Genomic DNA, 21910 nt, shown 5'->3' with positions numbered 1-21910 from the left:
TTGAAAGGACTGATGTCATGACCGCCAGGAACGATATCCAAGCCATCACCGATCGCATCCGCGAGCGCTCGCGGGTCAGCCGCGAGATTTATCTCGGCCGGGTCGATGACGCCGCCGGCAAGACGGCCAACCGAGGCGTGCTGTCCTGCGGCAACCTCGCCCATGGCTTCGCCGTGTGCAGCCCCGCGGAAAAGGTGGCGCTTGGCGGCGACAAGGTCGCCAATATCGGCATCATCACCTCCTACAACGACATGTTGTCGGCGCATCAGCCGTTCGAGACCTATCCGCAGCTGATCAAGGACGCGGCGCGCGAGGCAGGCGGCATCGCCCAGGTGGCGGGCGGCGTGCCGGCGATGTGCGACGGCGTCACGCAAGGCCAGCCGGGCATGGAGCTGTCACTGTTTTCGCGCGACGTCATCGCCATGTCGGCCGCCATCGGGCTCAGCCACAACATGTTCGACGCCGCCGTCTATCTCGGCGTCTGCGACAAGATCGTGCCGGGCCTGGTGATCGCGGCGCTGACCTTCGGCCACCTGCCCGCGATCTTCGTGCCGGCCGGGCCGATGACCTCGGGCCTGCCCAATGATGAAAAGGCCAAGATCCGCCAGCTCTATGCCGAAGGCAAGGTCGGCCGCGCCGAGCTGCTGGAGGCCGAGTCAAAGTCCTATCACGGCCCAGGTACCTGCACCTTCTACGGCACCGCCAACTCCAACCAGATGCTGATGGAGATCATGGGCCTGCACACGCCGGGCGCCTCCTTCGTCAATCCGGGCACGCCGCTGCGCGACGCGCTGACGCGCGAGGCTGCCAAGCGGGCGCTGGCGATCACCGCGCTCGGCAACGAATACATCCCCGCCGGCCGCATGATCGACGAGCGCTCTGTGGTCAACGGCGTCGTCGGCCTGCACGCCACGGGCGGGTCGACCAACCACACAATCCACCTGATCGCGATGGCCGCGGCCGCCGGCATCCGCCTGACCTGGCAGGACATTTCCGACCTGTCGGACGCCGTGCCGCTGCTGGCACGCGTCTATCCGAACGGGCTTTCCGACGTGAACCATTTCCAGGCAGCGGGCGGCATGGGCTTCCTGATCCGCGAGTTGCTCGATGCCGGACTGCTGCACGAGGATGTGCAGACGGTGTGGGGCGAAGGCCTGCGTCCCTATGCGGTGGAGGCCAAGCTCGGCGCCGACGGCTCGGTGGTGCGCGAGGCCGCCCCCGAGATAAGCGGCGACGAGAAGGTGCTGGCCCCGGCCGTTAAGGCGTTCCAGCCGACCGGCGGGCTCAAGGTGCTGGGCGGCAATCTCGGCCACGCCATCATCAAGACGTCCGCGGTGAAGCCGGAGCGTCGCATCATTGAAGCACCGGCACTGGTGTTCGACAGCCAGCAGGGTCTCAATGACGCCTTCAAGGCCGGGCTGCTCGACCGCGACTTCGTCGCCGTCATCCGCTTCCAGGGCCCCAAGGCCAACGGCATGCCGGAACTGCACAAGCTGACCACCGTGCTCGGCATCCTGCAGGACCGCGGCCACAAGGTGGCGCTCGTCACCGACGGCCGCATGTCGGGCGCCTCCGGCAAGGTGCCGGCCGCGATCCACGTCACGCCGGAAGCGCTCGAGGGCGGTCCGATCGGCCGTGTCCATGACGGCGACATCGTCCGGCTGGACGCCGAAGCGGGTACGCTGGAAGTGCTGGTGCCGGCCGGCGACCTGGCGCTGCGCCCGGCTCCTGTCTGCGACCTCTCGGGCAACGAACATGGCATGGGACGCGAGCTGTTCGCCGGCTTCCGCCAGATGGCCGGCCGTGCGGATCACGGCGCGAGCGCTTTCGGGGCGGCGTGACCCAGCTTGTAAGTAAGGCAGTTCTGCCTTACTTTTTGGCCAGAGGTGCGCCATGCAAACGCTTACGGTAACGTCGAAAGGCCAGATCACGGTCAGGAAAGAGGTGCTGAAGCACCTCGGCGTCGGGCCTGGCGACAAGATTCTTCTGGATCTCGCGCCAGACGGCAATGTCGTGCTCAAGGCAGCACCGCAGAAGCGACATGGCATCGAGGCCATCTTCGGCATTCTTCACGATCCCAACCAAGTACCTTTGACCATTGAGGAAATGAACAGGGTCATCGCAGACGGCTGGGCCGGCAAACGGTGAAAGTCGCCGTCGACACCAATGTGCTCGCCCGCGCCATGCTCGCCGACGACCCTGGCCAAACACGTGTGGCACAAGCACTGCTGGCCGATGCCGAATTGGTCGTCATTCCCCTGATCATCTTCTGCGAGCTTGTCTGGGTTCTGGGGAGCCGGGGCGTCGCGCGCTCATCGATTGCCCAAAGCATTGAAAGCCTGTTGAACTCGCGCCAGGTCGCCGCCGATCAGGCCGCCGTGGCTGCGGGTCTTGCTCACATGCGGGCTGGCGGAGACTTCGCCGATGCGGCGATGGCACACGAGGGCTACAGGGCGGGCGCCGAACAGTTCGCCACGTTCGACAAGAGGGCCGCCCGCCTTCTAACCGCCGAAGGAAGGCCGGTGGCCTTGCTCAAGGGCTGACCGAATAGCCGCCACGTCCTCGAAACGTCCTTACTACTTCGCCGCCTCGCAAGACAACACCGCCGATGCATCCTCGCCCTTGGTCAGGTCGTAGAGGTCAGCGTTGTCGCCTTTCGTCCACCAGACGTAGTTTTGGCCGGCATATCTGGCTCCGCTGCCGCTCAACACGGTGACGGCGACGACCGTCCGGTCGCCGAGCGTCAGCACGACGAGCGCGTTGTCGCCGGCGTTGATGTACTCAGCCTTCACGGACTGGTCGCCGCATTCGTAGCCGACGACGTTGCGTTCGACCGGGGCATCGCCCGGCAGGTCGAGCGTGACGGTGGAAGCCATCGCGGCATTGGTCGCAGCAGCAAGCATGATGACGGTGAAGATCGAGCGCATACGGCCTCCTGGTTGCTTGCGGGCAGACGATAGCATGAGCCCGATGCCTGCCGAAGCCACAGCCTCGGCAGGCAGGTTGGGTGCGAATTACGCGCCGTTCCTGGCCACGTCGGCGAAGAAGCCTTCCGGGCTCTCCACTTCGACCAGGCGTTTCTTCTCGATCTGCCAGAAGCGGTTGCCCGTGGCGCGGACGAAGCTGCGATCATGCGACACCAGCAGGCAGCTGGCCTCGTGCTTCAGCAGTTCCGCCTCCAGCGTCTCCTGCCCGTCGATGTCGAGATGGTTGGTCGGCTCGTCGAGCAGGTAGAAGTTAGGGTTGGTGAGCCTGAGCACCAGCATGCCGAGCCGAGCCTTCTGGCCGCCCGACAGGCGGCCAATCGGGTTCGACTGCATGTCGACGGTCATGCCTGCGCCGGCAAGCAAAGTGCGAGCACGCTGCTCGCCGAGCTCGAAGCGGCGCGTCAGCACCTCCAGCGGCCTGTCCTTGTCGGCAAGGTCGGACAGGCCCTGGTCGCCATAGCCCAGAACAAGCGACGGCGTCGCCTTGATGCCGTCGACCGCGACATCGGGCTGGGCTATGGCGCGCCGGAGCATATTGACCAGCCGCGTCTTGCCGGTGCCGTTGCGGCCGAGCAGGACAATGCGGTCGCCCTGGCGGATCCACAGCTTGCCGGTCCGGAACAGCAGCGTGCCGTCGGGCGTGGTGACAGGGGCGTCGTCGAGCGTCACCAGCACCTTGGCGTGGGTGCCTCGGTTGGTAAGCTTGATACTACCGGCCGAGCGCTCCAGATGGGCGGGGCGCGCGCTGTCCTCGATGCGTTCGGCCCTCTCCTTCAACTGTTTGGTCTTGACCACCAGAAGGTCGCTGCCGGAATTGATGCCGATGTTGTTGAGCTTGGCTGCCTGGCGGCGCAATTGCTGCGCCGTCTTCATGTCCTTCTCAAAGCGCCGCGCGTCCGAGTCGTCGATCCCGTCGAGCGCTTCGCGTGCCCTGGAATAGGGCAGCGAGAAGGCTTGTGAATTCTCCGGGCGGAGGAACAGCGTCCTGTTGGTCACGGCGTCGAGGAAGGCGCGGTCGTGGCTGCAGATCACCACCGGCACGTCGCGCGGCAGGGCGTTGAGCCAGCCTTCCAGCTGTCCGATGCGGGCCAGGTCGAGATGGTTGGTTGGCTCGTCGAGCAAAAGCACATCCGGCTCGGTCACCCAGACGCGTGCCAGGAGCACGAGGCGCTGCCAGCCGCCGCTCAGCCTGGACAGTTGGCGCTCGCGCAGCTCTTCAGGGACGTCGAGTTCGCCAAGCACAACGTCTACACGCCAGCTCTCGCTGTCGACCTGGTCGGCCGGCAGGGCCTGGAGCACGGCATCGTAGAGCGTTGCGTCTAGAAGCTTCGCCGGGACGTCCTGCTCGACATAGCCGACGCGCAGGCCGCGCGAGCGGGTGATGTCGCCGGCAGTGGGCTCGAAGCCGCCGGATATCGCTCGCAGCAACGTGGACTTGCCGCGGCCATTGGCAGCGACGATTCCGAGCCGGTCGCCCGGCTCGATGGAAAGATTGAGATTGGAAAAAAGCGGAGCACCGAGCGTTACGCCAAGCGACCTCAGATTGATCAAAGCCATGTTCGTTCTCTGGTCTGTCCGGACCGTCGCCCGCACCTTCACAAGGTGCATCAATGGGGAACCGGGTCCGGCGGGAAATTCACGATGCGGACGCACGAGCGAACGGCTCAGTGCTGCATCACCACGAAGGGCAGACCGGTAAAGAGAACAGCTTCAGTAAGACTGGCGTCTCGTCCGAGGTCAGCCCTGCAAACGCATTTGCAGGGCGTGGACGGGGCCGCGCTGGCGGTGGAGATAAAAATGCTCGATCACGCAGCCCTCCTTTGTCGTTCGAGTTGCGCCGCCTTCATAGCGGCAAAGGCGGCGCGAGACAATCCTACTGCACGGTCAGCTCGGTGCGCTCACCTGCCTTGACGCTGGCGGAGCCCTCTTTCTTGCCGGCATCGCCCAGGTCGGCCTCGACGACATAATCGCCCTCAGGCAGCGTCGCCTGGTGCTTCTGGTCGTAAGCGTAGCCGAATTCCTTGCGGTTGCCCTGGATGTCCTTCCTGGCGGCGTAGACCCGGATCTCCTTTGCCCCGGGAGCATCGATCGCCAGAACGCCGGCACCGAGCACGGCGGTCACGTCGCCAGCCTCGCCGACACGAACGTTGAAGGGCTGTTCGGCCTCGGCCTGATCCATGCGCGCTACGACGACATAATCTCCGGCCGGGAGGTCGAACTTGTTGTCCGGCCCGTAGCCATAGGTGACCTGCTCGCGCGTGCCGTCGATCTTCTTCTTCGCCTTGTAGACCCTGACATCGAGGCCACCGGCATCGACCTTGTCGCCGCCCTGCGCATAAAGCGCGTTGACCACTACGCGGCCGACGCCGGCGATGATGTCCTTCTCGACGGTCTGGCCGGCGGCGAGCTGGATCGTCTCGTTGGCCTCGCCCTGACCGATGGTGACCTTCACCTTGGTCTCGCCGGCGGGCAGCACGATCTTGGTCTCGCCGTAATAGGTGGCCGGATGCGACGCGCCGGGGAAATCGAGAACGACGGCCGCACCGGTGTTGATGTCGCCACCGTCGCTGGGACGGGGCCTGACGATCAGCGTGCCGGCATTGAGCACGAAGAGCGGCTTGTAGGCCTGGCCGGCCTCGACCTTCAACGGCTGTTCGACGGCTGCCTCGCCGAGCGTCGCGCGGATGACGTAGTCGCCCGGCTCGAGCGATCCCTTGTAGTTGTTGTATTCGGTGGTCAGGCGTTCGCCCTTGGTGCCGTCGGCGTTGGCCTTGTAGATTTCCCAGGCATTGCCGGCGTCCTTGAGGGCTGCTGCGCCCTCGGCCAGCGCCAGTTCGGGCACGAAGTTGAATTCGGGCTTTGCCGGCTCGGGGGTGGGTGCCGGTGCTGGAGCCGGCGCAGGCTCGGCGACGGTCTGGGCGAGCGCGTCCTCCAGGCCTTTCGCATCGGACGCCTGGATGTACTTGCCGCCGGTGTTTTCGGCGAGGCAGGCGACCTGCCTGCCCTCTTCCGCCGTCAGGCCGAAGCCGACGACATGGGCGGTGAAATCGACGCCAGACTGCTCAAGCTCCTTGCCGAGCGCGCACGGGTCGGCGCTGCAGGTCTCCAGACCATCGGTGATGAGAATGACGGTCGCCTTGTCCTCGGTGTATTTGAGGTCCTCGGCGGCCTGCTTGACGGCGGCGGAAAGCGGCGTCTTGCCGAGGAACTTCATGCTGTCGGCGGCAGCGGTGATGGCGCTTGCCGAACCGGACGCCGGCGGCACCACCAGCTCGATGTCGGAACAGCTGCCTTTTTCGCGGTGGCCATAGGCCATCAGGCCAAGCTCGGTGTCGGCGGGGATGGTGGTGAGCACCGAGCGGAGCGCCTGGCGGGCGATCTCGAGCTTGGGCTTGCCGTCGATCTGGCCCCACATCGAGCCCGAGGCGTCGAGCACGATGATGGCGCGGTCGGCGGCCTGAGCCGACATCGCTCCGCCCAGCACCAGTGCAGACGCCAGGATGGTACGCAAAAACGACTTCATGCTGCCCCTCGCCGATTCAGCCCGTTTGTTCGAGGAAGCTAAACTTGGGGCCCGCCGCTGACAACCCTGGCAGCGCTCAATAGGTCGTCCGGCGCTCTTCACTCGGCGGGCGACCGAATTGCAACCGGTAGCTCTGGGCGAAATAGGAATGCGACGTGAAGCCGGTGGCGATCGCCACGTCGAGGATCGGCATGTTGGTCTGGCGCAGCAACTCGCGGGCGCGCTCCAACCGGAGCCGCATGTAGTAGCGGCCGGGCGTGACGTTGAGGTGGCGCAGGAACAGCCGCTCGACCTGGCGGACCGACAGGCCCGCAGTCTTGGCCAGTTGCACCGCCGACAAGGGCTCGTCGAGATGGTCGGCCATCAGTTCGACGATGCGCTTGAGCTTGTCCGACTTGCCGGTGAGGTCGCGCTCGGGGCCGACGCGCTGGCGGTCGCCGGCGGAGCGGATGCGCTCGTGCTGGAACTGGTTGGCGACCTCGTTGGCGAGATTGGCGCCGAAGTCGCGCTTGATTATCTCGAGCATCAGATCGATCGAGGTGGTGACGCCGGCGCAGGTGTAGCGCTTGCGGTCGATCTCGAAGACGTTGTTGGTGCACTCGATGTCGGGAAATTTCTCCATGAAGCCGGCACGGTTTTCCCAGTGGATGGTGCAGCGGTAGCCGTCGAGCTGGCCAGCCTCGGCAAGAAGGTAGGAGCCGACCGAGAGCGCGCCCAGGGCAGCGCCGCGCCGGCCCCATGAACGCAGCGCACCGAGCACCTTGCTCTTGCCGGGGAATTCGGTCGTGACACCGACGCAGACGAACATGATGTCGACCGCGGGCACGTCGGCGACCGAATAATCGACCTTGAGCGGCAGGCCGTTGGAGGCGATGACCGCCTCGCCATCGGCAGACACTGTGGTCCAGCCGTAGACGTCGCGGCCGAGCAGCCTGTTGGCCGAGCGACAGGTGTCGATCGCCGCGACCAGCGAGAACATCGAGAACTTGTCGACGAGCAGGAAAGCGAACTGGCGGCCTTCGGGGTGAGGTTCTGACATGCGGCCAAACCTACAGAGGATGCCGATGTGGGCAAGGAAGCGGCGCCGCGATCAACAACGCCGCCGACATGTCTCAGAGGCCCTTGTATTCGAGGCCGGCGTGGCGATGCGCCGACACCAGCGTGTTGGCCATCAGCATGGCGATGGTCATCGGGCCGACGCCGCCCGGCACCGGCGTTATGGCGCCCGCGTTCTTTTCGGCGGACGCGAACTCGACGTCGCCGACCAGCCGCGACTTGCCCTCGCCCTTCTCGGGCGCCGGAATCCGGTTGATGCCGACATCGATGACGGTGGCGCCCGGCTTGACCCAGTCGCCCTTGACCATCTCCGGCCTGCCGACGGCCGCCACCAGGATGTCCGCGGTGCGGCAGAGCGCCGGCAGGTCCCTGGTGCGGCTGTGGGCGATGGTGACGGTGGCGTTGGCCGCAAGCAGCAGATGGGCCATCGGCTTGCCGACGATGTTGGAGCGGCCGACGACGACGGCACTGAGGCCCGACAGGTCCTTGCCGTGCTTGCGCTCGATCAGCAGCATCGAGCCGAACGGCGTGCACGGCACGAGCGCGGTGTCGACCTCGCCGGTGGCGAGCTTGCCGACATTGATGAAGTGGAAGCCGTCGACATCCTTGTCGGGCGCGATAGTCTGGATGATCTTGCCGGCGTCGATATGGCCCGGCAGCGGCAGCTGGACGAGGATGCCGTGGATCGAAGGATCGACGTTCAGCGCCTCGACCAGCGCGACGACGTCGGCCTCGGACGTATCGGCGGCGAGCGTGTGCTGGACCGACAGGAAGCCGCACTCCTTGGCGGTGCGCGACTTGTTGGCGACATAGACCTGGCTTGCCGGATCCTCGCCGACGATGACCACGGCCAGGCCGGGTTTCACGCCGTGCGCGGCAAGGGCGGCCGCTGATTTCTTGACGCCTTCGACAACCTCTGCCGCGACAATCTTTCCGTCAATGATCTCAGCCATGTTCACTCCATATGCAGGCACTGTTGGCGCGGCATTGTCATCAAAATTTCGACCCGCAACCTCGCCATTGCGGCGTCCGGTGCCGTAAACTCGAAACCGCAGCGCAGAATTTTCAGAAGTAGCGGCGCGAACGGCGCTCGCGCAACTGGTTTAGCTCCTTGCGCACCTCGCGCAGGCTTTCGCTGATTTCGTCGATCTGGCTGCGCGGCGCCGCGGCCTCGGCTGGCGGCAGGTCGCTCGCGGGTGCCGTGGGAGCCTGTGGCGGCGCTGGCGGCCAGGGATGATATCCGGAGGCAGCCGGCGGGTAGGCGTAGGGCGCCGCGTAACCCGTGGGCGGAGGACCATAGCCGGGTTGCGTATAAGGCGGATAGGCCGGCGCGAAGCCAACATGCTGTGCCGGCGGCGGCACCTGGGCCGACAATGACGGCGCGGCAGGCGCGGCCGCAGCGGCCGCGAACGGCTCTGCTGCCTGGGCCTTCGATGGCGATGCCGGCTCAGCATCCAGCCTTGGCGCAGGGGCCTCGGCGGGATCGGACGGCCGGCGACTTTCGTTGTCCTGTTCGGCGCGGCGCGGCGCGGGCCGGGTCCGGGCGCGACGATTGGCTGTTTCCCGCAGGCTTTCGAGTGCCCCGCGCAGACCACCGAGGCCGATGCCAATCGCAAAACCGGCCAGCATGCCCGCCAGCGAGATCATGGCGCGCGACGGTCCCGTCGATTCCAGCGGCGGCGAGGCAACCGAGATGACGCTGACATTGGCCGAGTTGATGTCCTTCTGCTCGCCGGTCTCGCGTGCCCTGAGCAGGTACTGTTCATAGACGGCACGCTTGGCGGTGACGTCGCGGTCGAGTTCGCGCAAGGTGACCAGCTCGTCGGCGACCTCGCCCTGGCGTACCTTGAGCTGGGCCAGCCGGGCTGCGAGTTCCTGCTCGAGCTGGACGGCCCGCTTGAGCTCGACCTGGATGGAGGCCGCGACGCGGCGCAATTCGGTTGAGATGCGTTCACGGGCGCCGCTCAGCTGGGCCTCGACGGCGAGACGCTCGGGGTGACGCGGGCCGAGCTTGACCGCGGCCCGGTCGGCCTCCTGGGTGAGTGCCGCATACTGCGCGCGAAGTTCGGTGATCGCCGGCGAATTGATCGCCTCGGGCAAGGCGCCACTCAGCACGGAATCGATGCCGAGGTTGCGGGTCGAGGCGGCCCGGGCATTCAGTTCCAGGGTGCGCGAACGCGCAGCGGTCAGCTGGTCGTTGACGCGCTGGATCTCGTCGTCGGTGATCAGCCGCCCCTGCGGATCGATGAGATCGTTCTCGGCCTTGAAGGTCTCGACCTTGCGCTCGGCGGCCTCGACCGACTTGCGCAATTCATCGAGGCGGGCGTTCAGTTCGTCGGTCGCACGTCCGGCGCTGCCGGACTGCAGCTCGCCGTAGGTCTGCATGAAGACCTCGGTCATGGTGTTGGCGATCAGCGCCGATTTCTCCGCGCTCTCGGTCTTGGCGCCGACCGAGATGACGAAGGTCTTGCCGCCGCGCTCGACGGTCAATGCTTCGGCGAGATGGGTGGTCGCCAGCGTGTGCCTGTTGTCGACGGCGCTGCTCCCGGCGTCGCCGGAAGATACCAGCGAGCGCACCAGGGACCTGACATCGATACCGCTGCCACCGGCGGTGCCGTTGAATTCCGGATCTTCGGCGAGATTGAGCTTGTCGACCACCTTGGTCAGCACGGTGCCCGAGGTCAGCACGCGCACCTGGTTCTCGACGATGGCCAGCGTCGCCTCCGACGACAGGCCGCCCTCGATCAGTTCGCGATCGGTGAGTTTCAGGTTGCGCGGATCGACGATCATCTCGGACCAGGCCTGATACATCTTCGGCATGGACAGAGCGATCGCAACGCCGGCAAGCGCGCCGAGAAGCGTGGTCGACGCAATCAGCAGCTTGGAGCGGCCGATGCCGCCGATAACCTTCATCGGGTCGATCAGGGGCTTCCAGCGCATATCATCGGGGTCGTTCCGTTCGTCGAACGGCTCGATGGCAGGCACCGGCGGTTCAGCCGCGCCGACGACTGCCGGCGCCACGACCGGCTGGGACGGACCGAGCAGCCTCTCGCGCCAGCCGCCGATCAGCGAAGACGGGGCAGGCTCGATCGGATCGTCGACAGACTGGGTCGGAGCGTCGGTTCGCACTGTGTGCGTGTCGGCAGCCTCGACGGCGCGCTGCGCTTCGGAATGACGCGCGGCAATCTCCGCCTCCCGGCGGATGCGAGCCATGCGATGGCGTGTCGCCGCGTCCTGCGCGTCGACTTCCGGATGCTCGTCCGTGCTCATCGACAGCAGCGAGGCGCCCTGGCGCTTGGGAGCCGCATCGTCCTGGGCCAGCGCGAGCAGCGATCCCTTGCGCCTCCCATCGTCGCGGTTCCCGGAATCGGCCATGTCTTGGGTTGCTTCCATGCACTGTGACGGATCAAGCGTCCGGTTCTTAACCCAAGCTAAACAGGCATGGGAAACAAAAGGTTAATTTTCTCGCTCAACGGCCGGGGGGGGACGCTGGCAAAACCGCACATTAAGCTTTGCTCCCTATCCTGCGGCCGGATCATGACCCAGGCCAACGACATACCGCGCGCACCGCTGCGCGACCGTATCGGCAGTTTCCTTTCGGAACGGCGCGCGCTCCTGCGCGACTATTTCTCGGCAGTCAGCGGCTCGGCGGGTCGGCTGATCTTCTCGCTGATCTATTTCGTGGCACTGGCCAACACCTTGTCCATCGCCGATTTCGGCCTGTTTGCCACGGCGTCCGCTGCCGGCGTGATGCTGTCGCGCACCCTCGCCTTCGGCTTCATCTCTGCCCTCTACCGCACCGCCACGATCAGGCCTCGGCTGATCGGAAGCTATACCGCCGGTTTCCTGATGCTGGCGCTCCTGTCGCTGCCGGTGCTGGTGGCGGCCTCGGCGCTGACCTGGCTGCTGTTCTTTTCCACCACCCTGCCGGCTGGCATCTTTGCCATCGTCATCTTCGCCGAAGCGCTGTTGTGGCGACCGGTCGAGGTGGCGATGATCGTCAACAACGGCCTTGGCCGTTTCGGCCGCGCGGCGACGCTGGCGATCCTGACGGCAGCGATCAAGGCGGCGGCCGCCGCGCTGTTCGTCTTCTGGCCGACACCCACCCTCGAGGCCTGGGCCTGGTTCTACGTCGCCTCGAACGTCGTTTCGCTCGCCCTTGCCTTCGGCGTCTTCTACCCGCGCCAGAAGCTTCGGCTGACGCCATATCTCTACTGGCGGCGGCTTTCCGATTCGATCTATGTCGCCAGCGCGGAAGTGCTGTTCTACCTGCAGATGGAGTTCGACAAGCTGCTGGTGCTGGCTATGGGCGGCCCACATCTCGCCGGCATCTATGCCATCGTCATGCGGCTGGTCGACCTCACCGCCATCCCAATCCGCACATTCTCGATGATGCTGGTGCAGCGGATGATGCGCGCGCCGCAGATGCTGGAGCGGCTGAAGGTCAAGATCGGCATCGAGGCCGGAATTCTGGTCGTCTCGACATCGGCGCTGCTGTTCCTCGCCGTGGTGCTGCATTTCTATCCCAATTTCCTGGGCAGGAACGTTTCCGAGGCAGCGCCGCTCGTCGGCCTGGCCCTGTTCGTGCCGGCCTTGCGCAACCTCGTCGAATATCACGCCGAACTGCTGTTCGCGCGCGGGCAGACGCTGATCCGCGCCGGCAACCTGGCGCTGCTCGCCGCCCTCAAGGCGGCATTGCTGTCGAGCCTTTTGCTGCAGGTCGCCGACACGCAAACCCTGGTGTGGTCGCTGAACGGGATGTTCGCGCTGCTCTATCTGGCGTCAGCGGCGGTGACATACACGGCACTGCGCCGGCCAGCCAAGGCGATCTAGATCAGGCGCCGACCAGCTTCCTGATCCGGCCGAGATCGGTGCCGATGAAGGACTGCATGCCGATCGCCACCTGCTCGGGCGACATCTCGGCAACGAAGGCCTCGAACTGGGCATCCGACAGCGGAGTGCCGGTCCAGTGGACGCGGCAGAATTCCTCGGAACCGTGGAAATGTCCGGCGCCGCCGGCGATTTCGTCAACGAAACGGCCGTAGATCATGCATTCGGAAAATCGGCGCCGCGCCGACACCGCCTCGACCCAATGCCGGCCGCTGACCTGTTCGATACGGGCAAGCATGTCTCGCACGCTCGAACGGCGCCAGGCGATCAGGGTCGAGATGTAGTCGTGCGATGAGATTTCAGGCGCCTCGAGCCCGAGCACGGCGGCGGCGTTGCGCGACCAGACATGGTGGTTTTCATGGCCGGGGCGAAGCAATGCGTCGTCGCGACGGAACAGGCGCACCTTGTCGTCGCGCCAGAAGCGGGCACAGTCGAACGGCCTGAGGAAGGCGACGTCGGAATCGACGTAGACGAGCGCCGGCTGCTCGATCCGCTCCGCGATGGCGATGCGGCGCAGTTGCTGCACATGCCAGCCACGCAATGGCGGCGCCTTGAGGCTGAGCCAGATGCGGCGCTTGAACAGGCTCGTCGGATCGGGAAAGTCCCGCAGCCAGGACGGCAGCAGCTCGCGCTCGTCGATGACGGTGCGGCGGCGACTTTCCAACTGGCGGAACAGCGCCACGTCGCGGTGTTCGACCAGCAGGTAGTGGTGCGACGCACCGGTGACATGGCGGTCGACCGTCTCGCACAACAGGCGGCAACGCTCGAAATCGGCAGCGTAGCTGGCCGTCACCAGCGCCGCGTCGGCGACAACAGGCGTGCCGCTTGCGTTCAAGAGCAATCCCCGGCCAGTTTCTGACGCAGCACGCGAAGCAGGAAAAGCGGATTGCCGACGATGTAGCGCCGCCACAGCCGCCCGGGCTCGATGACCAGCCGGAACAGCCATTCGAGGCGTAGCCGGCGCATCCACGCCGGCGCGCGCGGCACCGACCCGCTGAGGAAATCAAGCAGAGCGCCGACGGCGATCGGCACTGTGCAATGCTCCGGCCGCAAGTTGCGGGCGATCCAGAATTCCTGGCGCGGCACGCCCATGGCGACGAGCAATATGTCGGGCCTCAACGCCGCCAGGGAGGCGATGATCGCAGGCTCTTCCTGGGCGGTGAAAAATCCGTCGTGGATGACGACAAACCGGTGCTGCGGCGCGATCTCGCTGAGGCGCGCAGCGGCCCGTTCGGCGTTCTCGCGCGATGCACCGAGCAGCGCCACCGTCAGCGGCTTGTCGGCCGCCACGAGCAAGGCAGGCACGAAATCGGTGCCATTGAGGTTGGCCGGAAACGGCGCGCCGTAGAGCCAGCGTGCTGCGATGTCGACGCCGATGCCATCGGCCAGGACCAGAAAGTCGTCGAGTGCTGCGGCAAATTCCTTGTCGGAACAGGCAACATTGGCGTTGTGGGCATTGAGGAATCCGACCTTGGTAAAGGTCTTTTCCCGGATGAACCCGGACAACAGCGAGACGGCCTCATCTCGCCGCAGGCTGGCGACGCGGATGCCCAGGATGCGCCGGAACGTTGCAACCGGTTTGGAGATTGTCATGCTCAAGCGGCAACCTCGCGCGTGCCGGCGCCAAGCGTGGCGAGCCCGAGCGCTACAGCACGATCGAGGGCCGCGATCTGCCGACGATGGAAATCGCTGCCGTCGACGTCGGCCACGGCTTGATCGACAGTTTGTTGGAGCGCCCTGGCGAAGGCGGCGGGGTCATCGGTCATGATGCAGTTCCGAGGCTTGTGGGCGATGCCGCGCAGCGAATGCGCCGTCGCCACCGACGGCAGGCCGAGTTCGAAGGTCTCGATGGTCTTGAGCTGGACGCCGCTGCCGGAAGTGCTGACCAGCGGGATGACAGCGGCACTCCGGACGAAGGCCTGGGCATCGGGCACGCGACCGACGAAGCTGACGCCCGGATGCGGCGAAGACACGCCAGCCGGGACGCTGCCGGCGATGTGAATGCGGAAATCGGCACGCAGATGCGGCACCACCTTGCCCAGGAACCAGTCGAGGCCGATGCGGTTTGGCTCCCAGGTCCAGGTGCCGATAAGCCCCGCGTCGCACTCGATCCGGCGCGTGCCGGTCGCAGGCGGCAGATCGGAACGGGTGACCAGCGGGAGCGCCACCGAGCGTGTTTCGGAGGCGACGCCGAGTTCGGCGCGGTCCTCCTCGGCCAGCGTGAAGACGAAACGCGCATTGCGGCACAGTCGCTTCTCGATGACCTCGAGCAGCCTCGCCTCTCGGCGGAACAGGATGCGCTGGAAGGCGCCCCGGGCGGCCTGCGAATTTTCCGTCGCGGATCGGAACTCGACATTGTGGGCGACGAAGATCGAGGGCTTGTCGCGAAAGGCGTCTTCGAACGCAGCCGCCATTTGAACCGAATTGAGGATGTAGCCATCGAACGGCCCGGCGGCCGCGATCGCCTCGCGCACCCTTTCCTCGGGGATCACGCGCAGCTTGGCCGAAGCGAATGTCAGGCCGGAGGCAACGGCACTGGCCAGCCATGCAAGCTTGCGCGGCAAGGGCGCGGTATCGGTGCGCACGTCAAGCGAACCGAGCAGGATGGTGTTTTCCGGGTCGGATGGCGCCTTGCCCGGCCAGCCGAAGCCGAGCACGGTCACGCGCACGCCGTTGCGGCGCAGCGCGTCGATGATCGCCTGGTTGGCGATCTCGTAACCCGAGGAAAGCGCTCCATCGGGTACGATAGATGTGGCAAACAGCACATGCATCACAACAGATTCCTGTCCCACGGCTAGCAGGCTGCGGTGAAGTCTTCATTAAGCAATCTGGTCGTTGTCCTGCAAACGCCACTGGCGCACAGCCTCCGGAGCGCCATTATTTAACTGACCGTTATCGTGCCGATGCTAGGCAAGGGCATCACAAGAACCGGCGTTTTTCCATGACCGTCCTGCCACCACTCAAGTCCGTGACCATCGCCGGCCAATCGCCTGCGCTGGCCAATGACGCCGTGGACGTGGTGGTGACGCTGCCGACCTTCCGCCGGCCACAGCAATTGCTGGCAACGCTCGATTCGCTCGCCAGGCAAAAGACGGCACGCCGCTTTGCGGTCATCGTCATGGAAAACGACGACGAGGGTCGCGAGGGCCTGAACGCGGCGCTGCCCCTGTTCGAGAGCGGCAAGATGGCCGGGATGGTGATCATCGCCCATGAGCGCGGCAATTGCAGCGCCTACAATGCCGGCTGGCACACGGCACTTCTGCAGTTTCCGAATTTCACCCAGCTCCTGGTGATCGACGACGACGAACTGGCCGATCCCTTGTGGCTGGAAACAATGTGCAGCACGCAACTGCGTCTCGACGCCGACATCGTGGGGGGGCCGCAGCTCCCGGTGTTTGCCGACCCGGCTCACCAGGCCTGGGCGACGCATCCGGTGTTTGCACCGCCCTACTCCATCACAGGCCCGGTGCGGGCGCTGTTTTCATCGGGCAACCTGCTGCTCACCCGAAGCGTGCTGCTGGCGATGGGACCGCCCTTCCTCGATCTGCGCTTCAACTTCATGGGCGGCGGCGATTCGGATTTCCTCAGCCGGGCCGCCCGGCGGGGCTTCAGGCTCGCCTGGTGCGCCGAAGCCAAGCTGTTCGAGAACGTGCCGGCGCGGCGCGTCGAGGCCGACTGGATCCGGGCACGCGGCCTGCGCAACGGCGTCATCTCGACGCTGGTCGCCAAGAAGCGGTATTCCGGGGCGCCGCTGGCCAATACACGGGTGTTCCTGAAGAGCCTGACACTGCTGATCTTCTCGCCTTTGCGCGCGCTGCTGCGGTTGATCTGGACCGGCTCGCCTTCGGTCGCCGCCTACCCGATCCATGTGGCGCTGGGCCGCGTGCTCGCCGATTTCGGTTATGCCAATGAGCAATATCGGCAGCCTGAAAAGAACTGAGGCGGCGCCGCTGTCGGCGGCGTTCACCAGTTCGGGCGTCGCCACGGCGATCGCGACGGTGCTGCTGACCGTGGTGATCGTGTCGTTCCGCCCATTCCAGCCGGCGGGCGCCGATGTCGCCGGCGGCGGCGACATCGTCAACCAGCTCGGCTTCGGCTCGCTGGGCGGAGTTTCGATCCTTGCGCTGCTGACCTTGGCCGCTCCTGACCGGCTGCGCGCGCTGGCAAGCCTGCCCTGGGCGATCCTGCTCTGCTTCTTCATGATTTCGGTGCTGACGGCCACCGATCCAGGTTCTGCCTTCCGTGCCGCGTCGTTTACCCTGATCGGCATCCTGGCCATGGCGACCGTGCTGGCGCTGCCGCGCGACGGCGATGCCTATTCGACGGTGCTCGCTGTCTCGGGACTCGTCGTCGTCGGGCTCTGCTACGCCGGCGTGGCGCTCAACCCGAGCGTGGCGATCCACGGCGCCGACGGCGTCGAGCCGCAGCATGCCGGGCTGTGGCGTGGCGCGTTCTCGCACAAGAACATCGCCGCCCCGGTCATGGCCTGCTACAGCTTCGCCGGCATCTATCTGTTCCGGCGCGGCTGGCACCGGTCAGGCGCCATCCTGTTCGCCGCCGCCATGTTCTTCATGGTCCATACCGGTTCCAAGACCACGGCCGGCCTGGTGCCGCTGTCGATCATGGTCGTCATCCTGCCGGGCCTGATCGGCATGCGACTGGGCGCAACGGTGCTGTTTGCAACGGCGATCATCGGCACGGCGCTCGCCACGCTGGGCATCGTCTTCATCGATCCGCTGAAGGACCTTGCCGCCTATTTCGTCCCCGACCTCACCTATACCGGCCGCACCACCCTGTGGGCCTATGCCGGCGAGATGCTGGCCCGGCACCCCTGGTTCGGCTACGGCTACGAAAGCTTCTGGGGCACGCCGCTGCTGACCGAGAGCGAGCGCGCCTTCGACCAGGACTGGGACATCCGTGCCATCGTGCACGGCCACAACGGCTATCTCGACCTCGCCGTGCTGATGGGCATCCCGGCGCTGGTCACGGCGATCTACGCTTTCCTGATCGCCCCCTTGCGCGACTACATGCGCATTCCGCTGACCAAGGAAAATGTCTTCCTGGGCGACATGTTCATGATGGTCGTGCTGTTCACCGCGCTGAATGCCTTCCTGGAGAGCTTCTTCTTTCGCCGCGCCGACCCGGTCTGGCTGTTCTTCGTCTTCGGCGTGCTGGGGTTGCGGCTGGTGTCGCGCGTCGTGATCCGCAAGGCGTGATCCTGGGCCCTTGATCCCGGCCGGCGGGCGCGACATTCTCGCGCCATGGCCACCGCCGTTTCCAGACGCCAGTTGCTCGCCGGGTCGCTCGGAGCGGCCATGTTGCCCATGCTGCGGAGCTTGCCGGCGCGCGGTGCCACCTGGCCGAAGACCGACGCGACATTGCTGTTTGCCGCCGACATCCATGCCTGCCGCATGGCAAGCGGGCTCAGCCCCAACTGCCAGGCCGAAGGCAAGACGGACGAAAATCTGCGCCGACACATCGCTGCCCTGAACAAGGTGAGCGAGTTGAACTGGCCGAGCGAGATCGGCGGCGCGAAATCGGGCCTTGCAGGCGCCGGCCAGCGCATCGGCCGGCCGCTCGGCCTGGTCGTCGGCGGCGACATGACCGACGATGGCGGCGGCCAGGTGACCCAACCCCATGAAGGCACCCAATTGCTGCAGTTCAGCCACCGCTACCAGGAAGGCAGCGGCCCCGACCGGGTGCATGTGCCGGTCTATGTCGGGCTCGGAAATCACGACCTGGATCAGGACGGGCCGCCGCCGCAGGTCGACTGGTACCGGCGCGAGCTGCGCGACTATGTCGAGATCAACCACCGCCCGAGCGTGTTCTTCAAGCCGCCGGTGCCGGCCACCAACTATGACGCGCCGTCCGACTGCTATTCCTGGGACTGGGGCGGGCTGCATCTCGTGCAGACACACAGGTTCGCCGGCGACACGGCCAAGGATGCCCCGAGCGCCCTCGGCTGGCTGAAGCGGGATCTCAAGACCTTTGCCGGCGACGGCAGGCCGGTGATCCTGTTCCAGCACTATGGCTGGGATCCGTTCTCGATCGAGAGATGGGACCCGAGCGCCCGCCAGTTCGACGACGCCGGGAGCGGCAAGCCGCACTGGTGGAGCGATGGCGACCGGCGCGACCTGCTGGCCGCCATCGGCGGCGCGAACGTGATCGGCGTCTTCCACGGCCACCAGCACGAGACGCCGATGGTCTACAGGCGCGACGGGCTCGACCTGTTCAAGCCCAAGGCCGGCTACATGGGCGGCTTTGCCGTGGTCCGGGTCACCAACGGCTTCATGGACGTCGCGCTGGCCGAGGCCGGGGCGCACGGCAGCGTCACCTTCACCAACGCCTTCAGCAAGAGGCTGGACGACACACGCTGAAGTGGCGTTTCCGCCCTTCCGCATGGCCGCGAGACGGTCTATGTCAGGATGTTCGGAGGGCTTTGAATGACCATCAGACTGATCCTCGCCGGCTGCGGCAACATGGGCTACGCCATGCTCACCGGCTGGCTGAAATCGGGCAAGCTCAGGCCCGCGGAGACGTTCGTCGTCGAACCCAATGCCGAATTGCGCGCCCGCGCCGCCGAACTCGGCAGCCGCGTCGCCTCGGAAGTCGGCGGCATCCCGGCAGACGCCGACCCCGAAGTCGTGGTCATCGCGGTCAAGCCGCAGGTCATTCGCGAGGTGACCTCCGGCTACCGCCGCTTCGGCAATGGCCGGGCGACGTTCGTCAGCGTCGCCGCGGGCACCTCGGTGGCCACCTTCAGCGAAATCCTCGGCGCACAGACCCCAATCGCGCGCTGCATGCCCAACACGCCCGCCGCCATCGGCAAGGGCATGATGGTGCTGTATTGCAACGACCATGTTACCGACAGGGCCAGGGACTTCGTCGGCGACCTGCTGTCGTCCAGCGGCGAAGTCGCCACCATCGCCGACGAGGGCCTGATGGACGCGGTGACCGCCGTCTCCGGCTCGGGACCGGCCTACATCTTCCACTTCATCGAGTGCCTGACGGCTGCCGCCGAGAATGCCGGGCTGCCGCCGAAGACGGCGTCGCTTTTGGCGATGCAGACTGTCTATGGCGCAGCCAGCCTCGCCGCCGAAAGCCGCGAGGACCCGGCCGTGCTGCGCCGCCAGGTCACCAGCCCGAACGGTACGACGGCAGCGGCGCTCGACGTGCTGATGGGCGAAGACCGCCTGAAGAACCTGCTCACCGGCGCCGTCGAGGCGGCGCGGCTGCGCTCCATCGAGCTCGGCAAGTAGCTATCGGGTTTCGGCCTCGGCCTGCAGCGCCCGGATGTGGGGCGCTGCCGCCTCGTTGACAGCGCGCTCCATGTCGCGGAACTGGCGGATGACATCTTCGCCGACAGGCGTGAGTTCGGCGCCGCCGCCATGCTTGCCGCCGGTCTTGGCAGCGACCAGCGGCTTGCCGAACATCTCCTTCATCTCCTCGACCAGGTCCCAGGCACGCTTGTAGGACATCTCCATGGCCCGCGCGGCCGCCGAGATCGAGCCGGTGGCGGCAATCTGTTCGAGAAGTTCGATCTTGCCAGGGCCGAGGCGGCCCTTCGGGTCGAGGTAGAGGCGCAAGGTCAGGGACGGCATCGGCTACTCCAGTCCTTAGCTGGTTAGCACAGGCGGCGCCCCCGGAGATAGATTGGCACGGTCGAAGGCAACGGTCTTGATGACCGCGAACACTTCGCGCCCGATGGCCAGTTCAAGCGTTTCGAGCGACTGACGCGTGATGCGCGAGACCAGGATGTCGCCCTTGCAGTCGAGGCGAAGATCGACCTGCGCGCCGTTGACCGCGCCGATCTCGGCAATGCGCGCCGGCAGGATGTTGAGCGCACTGAGGCCGTGAGGCCGTTCGGTCGCGATCATGACGTCGCGCGCGCGGACCCGGACGCGCACGCCAGCGCCCTCGGCAAGCGCGACGCGCGGCACGCGCATTTCGCCGGCGGCGGCGCCGAGCACGGTCATGCCGAAGCTTTCATCGTGGCGCAGCACCTTCATGTCGAGCACGGCACCGCCCTCGCCCACCTCCTCCGGCTGCAACAGGTCGAGCCTTTGCATGATCTCGGTCGTCGGGCCGGCGGCGGCGACCTTGCCGTCGGCCATCACAACGACATCGGTGGCGAGGCGGGCAACTTCGGCGATCGAGTGGCTGACATAGACGATCGGGATTTTGGTCTCGTCGCGCAAACGTTCGAGATAGGGCATGATCTCGGACTTGCGGGCATCGTCGAGCGAAGCCAGCGGCTCGTCCATGAGCAAAAGCCGAGGGCTCGCCAGCAGCGCGCGGCCAATGGCGACACGCTGCTTTTCGCCGCCCGACAGCAGGGCCGGACGGCGATCGAGCAGGTGGCCGATGCCGAGCATCTCGACCACGCGGCCAAATTCGGCGTAGCGCTCGCCTTGCGGCGTGAACCAGCGGCCATAGTGCAAATTGGAGCGCACCGTCAGATGCGGGAACAGCCGGGCGTCCTGGAAGACGAAACCGACGCGGCGGCGATGGGCGGGAACGAAAAGGCGGCTTGCCGTGTCGACCAGGGTCCGGCCGCCGATGACGATGCGGCCGGTCTCGGGACGGATCAGCCCGGCGATGATGTTGATGAGCGAGGTCTTGCCCGAGCCCGACGGTCCGAACAGTGCCGTCAGATGACCGGCACTTTCGAAGCCGGCTTCGAGGTCGAGCGCGCCGAGGCGGTGGCGGATGGCGACGGAGAGCGTCATTCGACATCCATGCGCTGGCCGATGCGGCGGGCAAACATCTCGGACACCACAAGTGCTGCCATCGAGATGGCGATGGAGATCAGCGTCAGCCGCATCGCCCCGGCATCGCCGCCCGGCACCTGCGTGAAGGTGTAGATCGCCGACGGCAGCGTCTGGGTTTCGCCGGGAATGTTCGAGACGAAGGTGATGGTGGCGCCGAACTCGCCCATCGCCTTGGCAAAGGACAGGATCATGCCGGCGACGATGCCGGGCAGGATCAAGGGCAGCGTCACCGTGAGGAAGACCCACATCGGGCTTGCGCCGAGCGTTCCGGCAGCGGCTTCGAGCCGCCGGTCGACCGCCTCGATGGACAGCCGGATGGCGCGCACCATCAGGGGGAAGCCCATGACGGCGCAGGCAAGGGCGGCACCGGTCCAGCGGAACGAGAAGACGATGCCGAAATATTCGTCGAGGAACGAGCCGATGGGGCCACGGCGACCGAAGCTCAGGAGCAGCAGGTAGCCGGTGACGACAGGCGGCAGGATCAGCGGCAGATGGACGATGCCGTTGAGCAGCGACTTGCCCCAGAATTTTCCGCGCGCCAGCAGCAGGGCAATGGCGATGCCGAAAGGCAGGCTGGCGGCCATCGCCCACAGGCCGACCTTGATCGACAGGCGGACCGCATTCCATTCGTCCGGAGTGAGGTCCAGCATTTCCAGGTCGCATTCCCTCAAAAAGCCCGTCCC

20 protein-coding genes are annotated in these 21910 nt (G+C 66.1%); 8 read left to right on the top strand and 12 right to left on the bottom strand.

Going from position 1 to position 21910, the window contains the following annotated elements; all coding sequences use genetic code 11:
- The first annotated feature begins 17 nt into the window (after positions 1–17).
- From edd to ASC75_RS16840, 3 genes are read left to right on the top strand one after another with little or no spacing between them, the layout of a single operon-like run.
- Entirely contained in the window at positions 18–1841 is a 1824-nt protein-coding gene (edd, locus tag ASC75_RS16850; RefSeq protein ID WP_055978009.1) for a phosphogluconate dehydratase, read from the top strand.
- 52 nt (positions 1842–1893) lie between these two features.
- Positions 1894–2148: an AbrB/MazE/SpoVT family DNA-binding domain-containing protein gene (locus ASC75_RS16845; protein ID WP_055978008.1), complete on the top strand. Its 255-nt coding sequence runs from the start codon at positions 1894–1896 to the stop codon at positions 2146–2148.
- Positions 2145–2543 carry a type II toxin-antitoxin system VapC family toxin gene (locus tag ASC75_RS16840; RefSeq protein WP_055978006.1) on the top strand — a complete coding sequence of 133 codons (399 nt, stop codon included), beginning with the start codon at positions 2145–2147 and terminating at the stop codon, positions 2541–2543. The genes ASC75_RS16845 and ASC75_RS16840 overlap by 4 nt, the downstream gene beginning before the upstream one ends.
- Before the next feature lie 33 nt (positions 2544–2576).
- Here the strand turns inward: ASC75_RS16840 and ASC75_RS16835 are convergent, their stop codons facing one another.
- The 6 genes from ASC75_RS16835 to ASC75_RS16810 form a co-directional block, all read right to left on the bottom strand.
- Entirely contained in the window at positions 2577–2927 is a 351-nt protein-coding gene (locus tag ASC75_RS16835) for an MliC family protein (protein ID WP_055978004.1), read from the bottom strand.
- Between the two features lie 87 nt (positions 2928–3014).
- A complete protein-coding gene (locus ASC75_RS16830; protein WP_055978426.1) occupies positions 3015–4544 on the bottom strand; it encodes an ABC-F family ATP-binding cassette domain-containing protein in 1530 nt (509 codons plus the stop codon).
- Positions 4545–4860: 316 nt separating this feature from the next.
- Positions 4861–6510, bottom strand: coding sequence for a VWA domain-containing protein (locus ASC75_RS16825; RefSeq protein WP_055978002.1), 1650 nt, complete (start codon positions 6508–6510; stop codon positions 4861–4863).
- 76 nt (positions 6511–6586) lie between these two features.
- Positions 6587–7549, bottom strand: a complete 963-nt coding sequence (locus ASC75_RS16820) for a GlxA family transcriptional regulator (RefSeq protein WP_055977999.1) — start codon at positions 7547–7549, stop codon at positions 6587–6589.
- 73 nt (positions 7550–7622) lie between these two features.
- On the bottom strand, positions 7623–8519 hold the full coding sequence (gene folD, locus ASC75_RS16815) for a bifunctional methylenetetrahydrofolate dehydrogenase/methenyltetrahydrofolate cyclohydrolase FolD (protein ID WP_055977995.1): 897 nt from the start codon (positions 8517–8519) through the stop codon (positions 7623–7625).
- A 112-nt stretch (positions 8520–8631) separates the two neighbouring features.
- Positions 8632–10941 (bottom strand): GumC family protein, encoded by a 2310-nt coding sequence (locus ASC75_RS16810; protein WP_055978425.1) that lies wholly within the window; start codon positions 10939–10941, stop codon positions 8632–8634.
- A 162-nt stretch (positions 10942–11103) separates the two neighbouring features.
- Here ASC75_RS16810 and ASC75_RS16805 point away from each other — a divergent pair, with 162 nt between their 5' ends.
- Entirely contained in the window at positions 11104–12399 is a 1296-nt protein-coding gene (locus tag ASC75_RS16805; RefSeq protein WP_055977992.1) for a lipopolysaccharide biosynthesis protein, read from the top strand.
- A 1-nt stretch (position 12400) separates the two neighbouring features.
- Here ASC75_RS16805 and ASC75_RS16800 read toward each other — a convergent pair whose 3' ends face one another.
- Genes ASC75_RS16800 through ASC75_RS16790 form a run of 3 tightly spaced genes read right to left on the bottom strand, consistent with a single transcriptional unit; the run spans position 12401 to position 15227 of the window.
- Positions 12401–13291 carry a DUF6492 family protein gene (locus ASC75_RS16800; protein WP_244487861.1) on the bottom strand — a complete coding sequence of 297 codons (891 nt, stop codon included), beginning with the start codon at positions 13289–13291 and terminating at the stop codon, positions 12401–12403.
- Positions 13288–14049 (bottom strand): WecB/TagA/CpsF family glycosyltransferase, encoded by a 762-nt coding sequence (locus tag ASC75_RS16795; protein ID WP_055977986.1) that lies wholly within the window; start codon positions 14047–14049, stop codon positions 13288–13290. Before ASC75_RS16795 ends, ASC75_RS16800 begins: the two co-directional genes overlap by 4 nt.
- 2 nt (positions 14050–14051) lie before the next feature.
- Positions 14052–15227, bottom strand: a complete 1176-nt coding sequence (locus tag ASC75_RS16790; protein WP_055977983.1) for a glycosyltransferase family 4 protein — start codon at positions 15225–15227, stop codon at positions 14052–14054.
- Between the two features lie 170 nt (positions 15228–15397).
- Here ASC75_RS16790 and ASC75_RS16785 point away from each other — a divergent pair, with 170 nt between their 5' ends.
- The 4 genes from ASC75_RS16785 to proC all read left to right on the top strand — a co-directional run bounded on the left by ASC75_RS16785 (position 15398) and on the right by proC (position 19715).
- Positions 15398–16396, top strand: coding sequence for a glycosyltransferase (locus tag ASC75_RS16785; protein WP_055977978.1), 999 nt, complete (start codon positions 15398–15400; stop codon positions 16394–16396).
- Entirely contained in the window at positions 16365–17672 is a 1308-nt protein-coding gene (locus ASC75_RS16780) for an O-antigen ligase (RefSeq protein ID WP_055977975.1), read from the top strand. The genes ASC75_RS16785 and ASC75_RS16780 overlap by 32 nt, the downstream gene beginning before the upstream one ends.
- Before the next feature lie 99 nt (positions 17673–17771).
- Positions 17772–18833 (top strand): metallophosphoesterase, encoded by a 1062-nt coding sequence (locus ASC75_RS16775; protein WP_348271295.1) that lies wholly within the window; start codon positions 17772–17774, stop codon positions 18831–18833.
- A 66-nt stretch (positions 18834–18899) separates the two neighbouring features.
- On the top strand, positions 18900–19715 hold the full coding sequence (gene proC, locus ASC75_RS16770; protein WP_055977969.1) for a pyrroline-5-carboxylate reductase: 816 nt from the start codon (positions 18900–18902) through the stop codon (positions 19713–19715).
- On the opposite strand, the gene ASC75_RS16765 is transcribed toward proC, so the two are convergent.
- From ASC75_RS16765 to modB, 3 genes are read right to left on the bottom strand one after another with little or no spacing between them, the layout of a single operon-like run.
- Positions 19716–20057 carry a winged helix-turn-helix domain-containing protein gene (locus ASC75_RS16765; protein WP_055977966.1) on the bottom strand — a complete coding sequence of 114 codons (342 nt, stop codon included), beginning with the start codon at positions 20055–20057 and terminating at the stop codon, positions 19716–19718. It lies immediately after the preceding gene.
- A gap of 15 nt (positions 20058–20072) precedes the next feature.
- The gene (gene modC / locus ASC75_RS16760; protein WP_055977963.1) at positions 20073–21185 is read right to left on the bottom strand and encodes a molybdenum ABC transporter ATP-binding protein; all 1113 of its coding nucleotides are present in this window, start codon (positions 21183–21185) and stop codon (positions 20073–20075) included.
- Positions 21182–21877 (bottom strand): molybdate ABC transporter permease subunit, encoded by a 696-nt coding sequence (modB, locus tag ASC75_RS16755; RefSeq protein WP_055977960.1) that lies wholly within the window; start codon positions 21875–21877, stop codon positions 21182–21184. Before modB ends, modC begins: the two co-directional genes overlap by 4 nt.
- Positions 21878–21910 lie beyond the last annotated feature (33 nt).

It is taken from the genome of Aminobacter sp. DSM 101952, from assembly GCF_001424795.1.
In the GTDB taxonomy this organism is placed as follows: domain Bacteria; phylum Pseudomonadota; class Alphaproteobacteria; order Rhizobiales; family Rhizobiaceae; genus Aminobacter; species Aminobacter aganoensis.
The sequence above is the reverse complement of the archived record's forward strand: the minus strand, read 5'-3'. Positions and strand labels throughout refer to the sequence as shown.

Excerpts from the sequence above, each read along its gene's own strand:
- ASC75_RS16805 (WP_055977992.1), top strand. The coding sequence starts at position 11,104 with ATGACCCAGGCCAACGACATACCGCGCGCACCGCTGCGCGACCGTATC.
- modB (WP_055977960.1), bottom strand. The coding sequence starts at position 21,877 with ATGCTGGACCTCACTCCGGACGAATGGAATGCGGTCCGCCTGTCGATC.
- ASC75_RS16785 (WP_055977978.1), top strand. The coding sequence starts at position 15,398 with ATGACCGTCCTGCCACCACTCAAGTCCGTGACCATCGCCGGCCAATCG.
- modC (WP_055977963.1), bottom strand. The coding sequence starts at position 21,185 with ATGACGCTCTCCGTCGCCATCCGCCACCGCCTCGGCGCGCTCGACCTC.
- ASC75_RS16780 (WP_055977975.1), top strand. The coding sequence starts at position 16,365 with ATGAGCAATATCGGCAGCCTGAAAAGAACTGAGGCGGCGCCGCTGTCG.
- ASC75_RS16795 (WP_055977986.1), bottom strand. The coding sequence starts at position 14,049 with ATGACAATCTCCAAACCGGTTGCAACGTTCCGGCGCATCCTGGGCATC.
- ASC75_RS16810 (WP_055978425.1), bottom strand. The coding sequence starts at position 10,941 with ATGGCCGATTCCGGGAACCGCGACGATGGGAGGCGCAAGGGATCGCTG.
- ASC75_RS16825 (WP_055978002.1), bottom strand. The coding sequence starts at position 6,510 with ATGAAGTCGTTTTTGCGTACCATCCTGGCGTCTGCACTGGTGCTGGGC.
- ASC75_RS16790 (WP_055977983.1), bottom strand. The coding sequence starts at position 15,227 with ATGCATGTGCTGTTTGCCACATCTATCGTACCCGATGGAGCGCTTTCC.
- folD (WP_055977995.1), bottom strand. The coding sequence starts at position 8,519 with ATGGCTGAGATCATTGACGGAAAGATTGTCGCGGCAGAGGTTGTCGAA.
- ASC75_RS16835 (WP_055978004.1), bottom strand. The coding sequence starts at position 2,927 with ATGCGCTCGATCTTCACCGTCATCATGCTTGCTGCTGCGACCAATGCC.
- ASC75_RS16765 (WP_055977966.1), bottom strand. The coding sequence starts at position 20,057 with ATGCCGTCCCTGACCTTGCGCCTCTACCTCGACCCGAAGGGCCGCCTC.
- ASC75_RS16820 (WP_055977999.1), bottom strand. The coding sequence starts at position 7,549 with ATGTCAGAACCTCACCCCGAAGGCCGCCAGTTCGCTTTCCTGCTCGTC.
- proC (WP_055977969.1), top strand. The coding sequence starts at position 18,900 with ATGACCATCAGACTGATCCTCGCCGGCTGCGGCAACATGGGCTACGCC.
- ASC75_RS16830 (WP_055978426.1), bottom strand. The coding sequence starts at position 4,544 with ATGGCTTTGATCAATCTGAGGTCGCTTGGCGTAACGCTCGGTGCTCCG.
- ASC75_RS16845 (WP_055978008.1), top strand. The coding sequence starts at position 1,894 with ATGCAAACGCTTACGGTAACGTCGAAAGGCCAGATCACGGTCAGGAAA.
- edd (WP_055978009.1), top strand. The coding sequence starts at position 18 with ATGACCGCCAGGAACGATATCCAAGCCATCACCGATCGCATCCGCGAG.
- ASC75_RS16775 (WP_348271295.1), top strand. The coding sequence starts at position 17,772 with ATGTTGCCCATGCTGCGGAGCTTGCCGGCGCGCGGTGCCACCTGGCCG.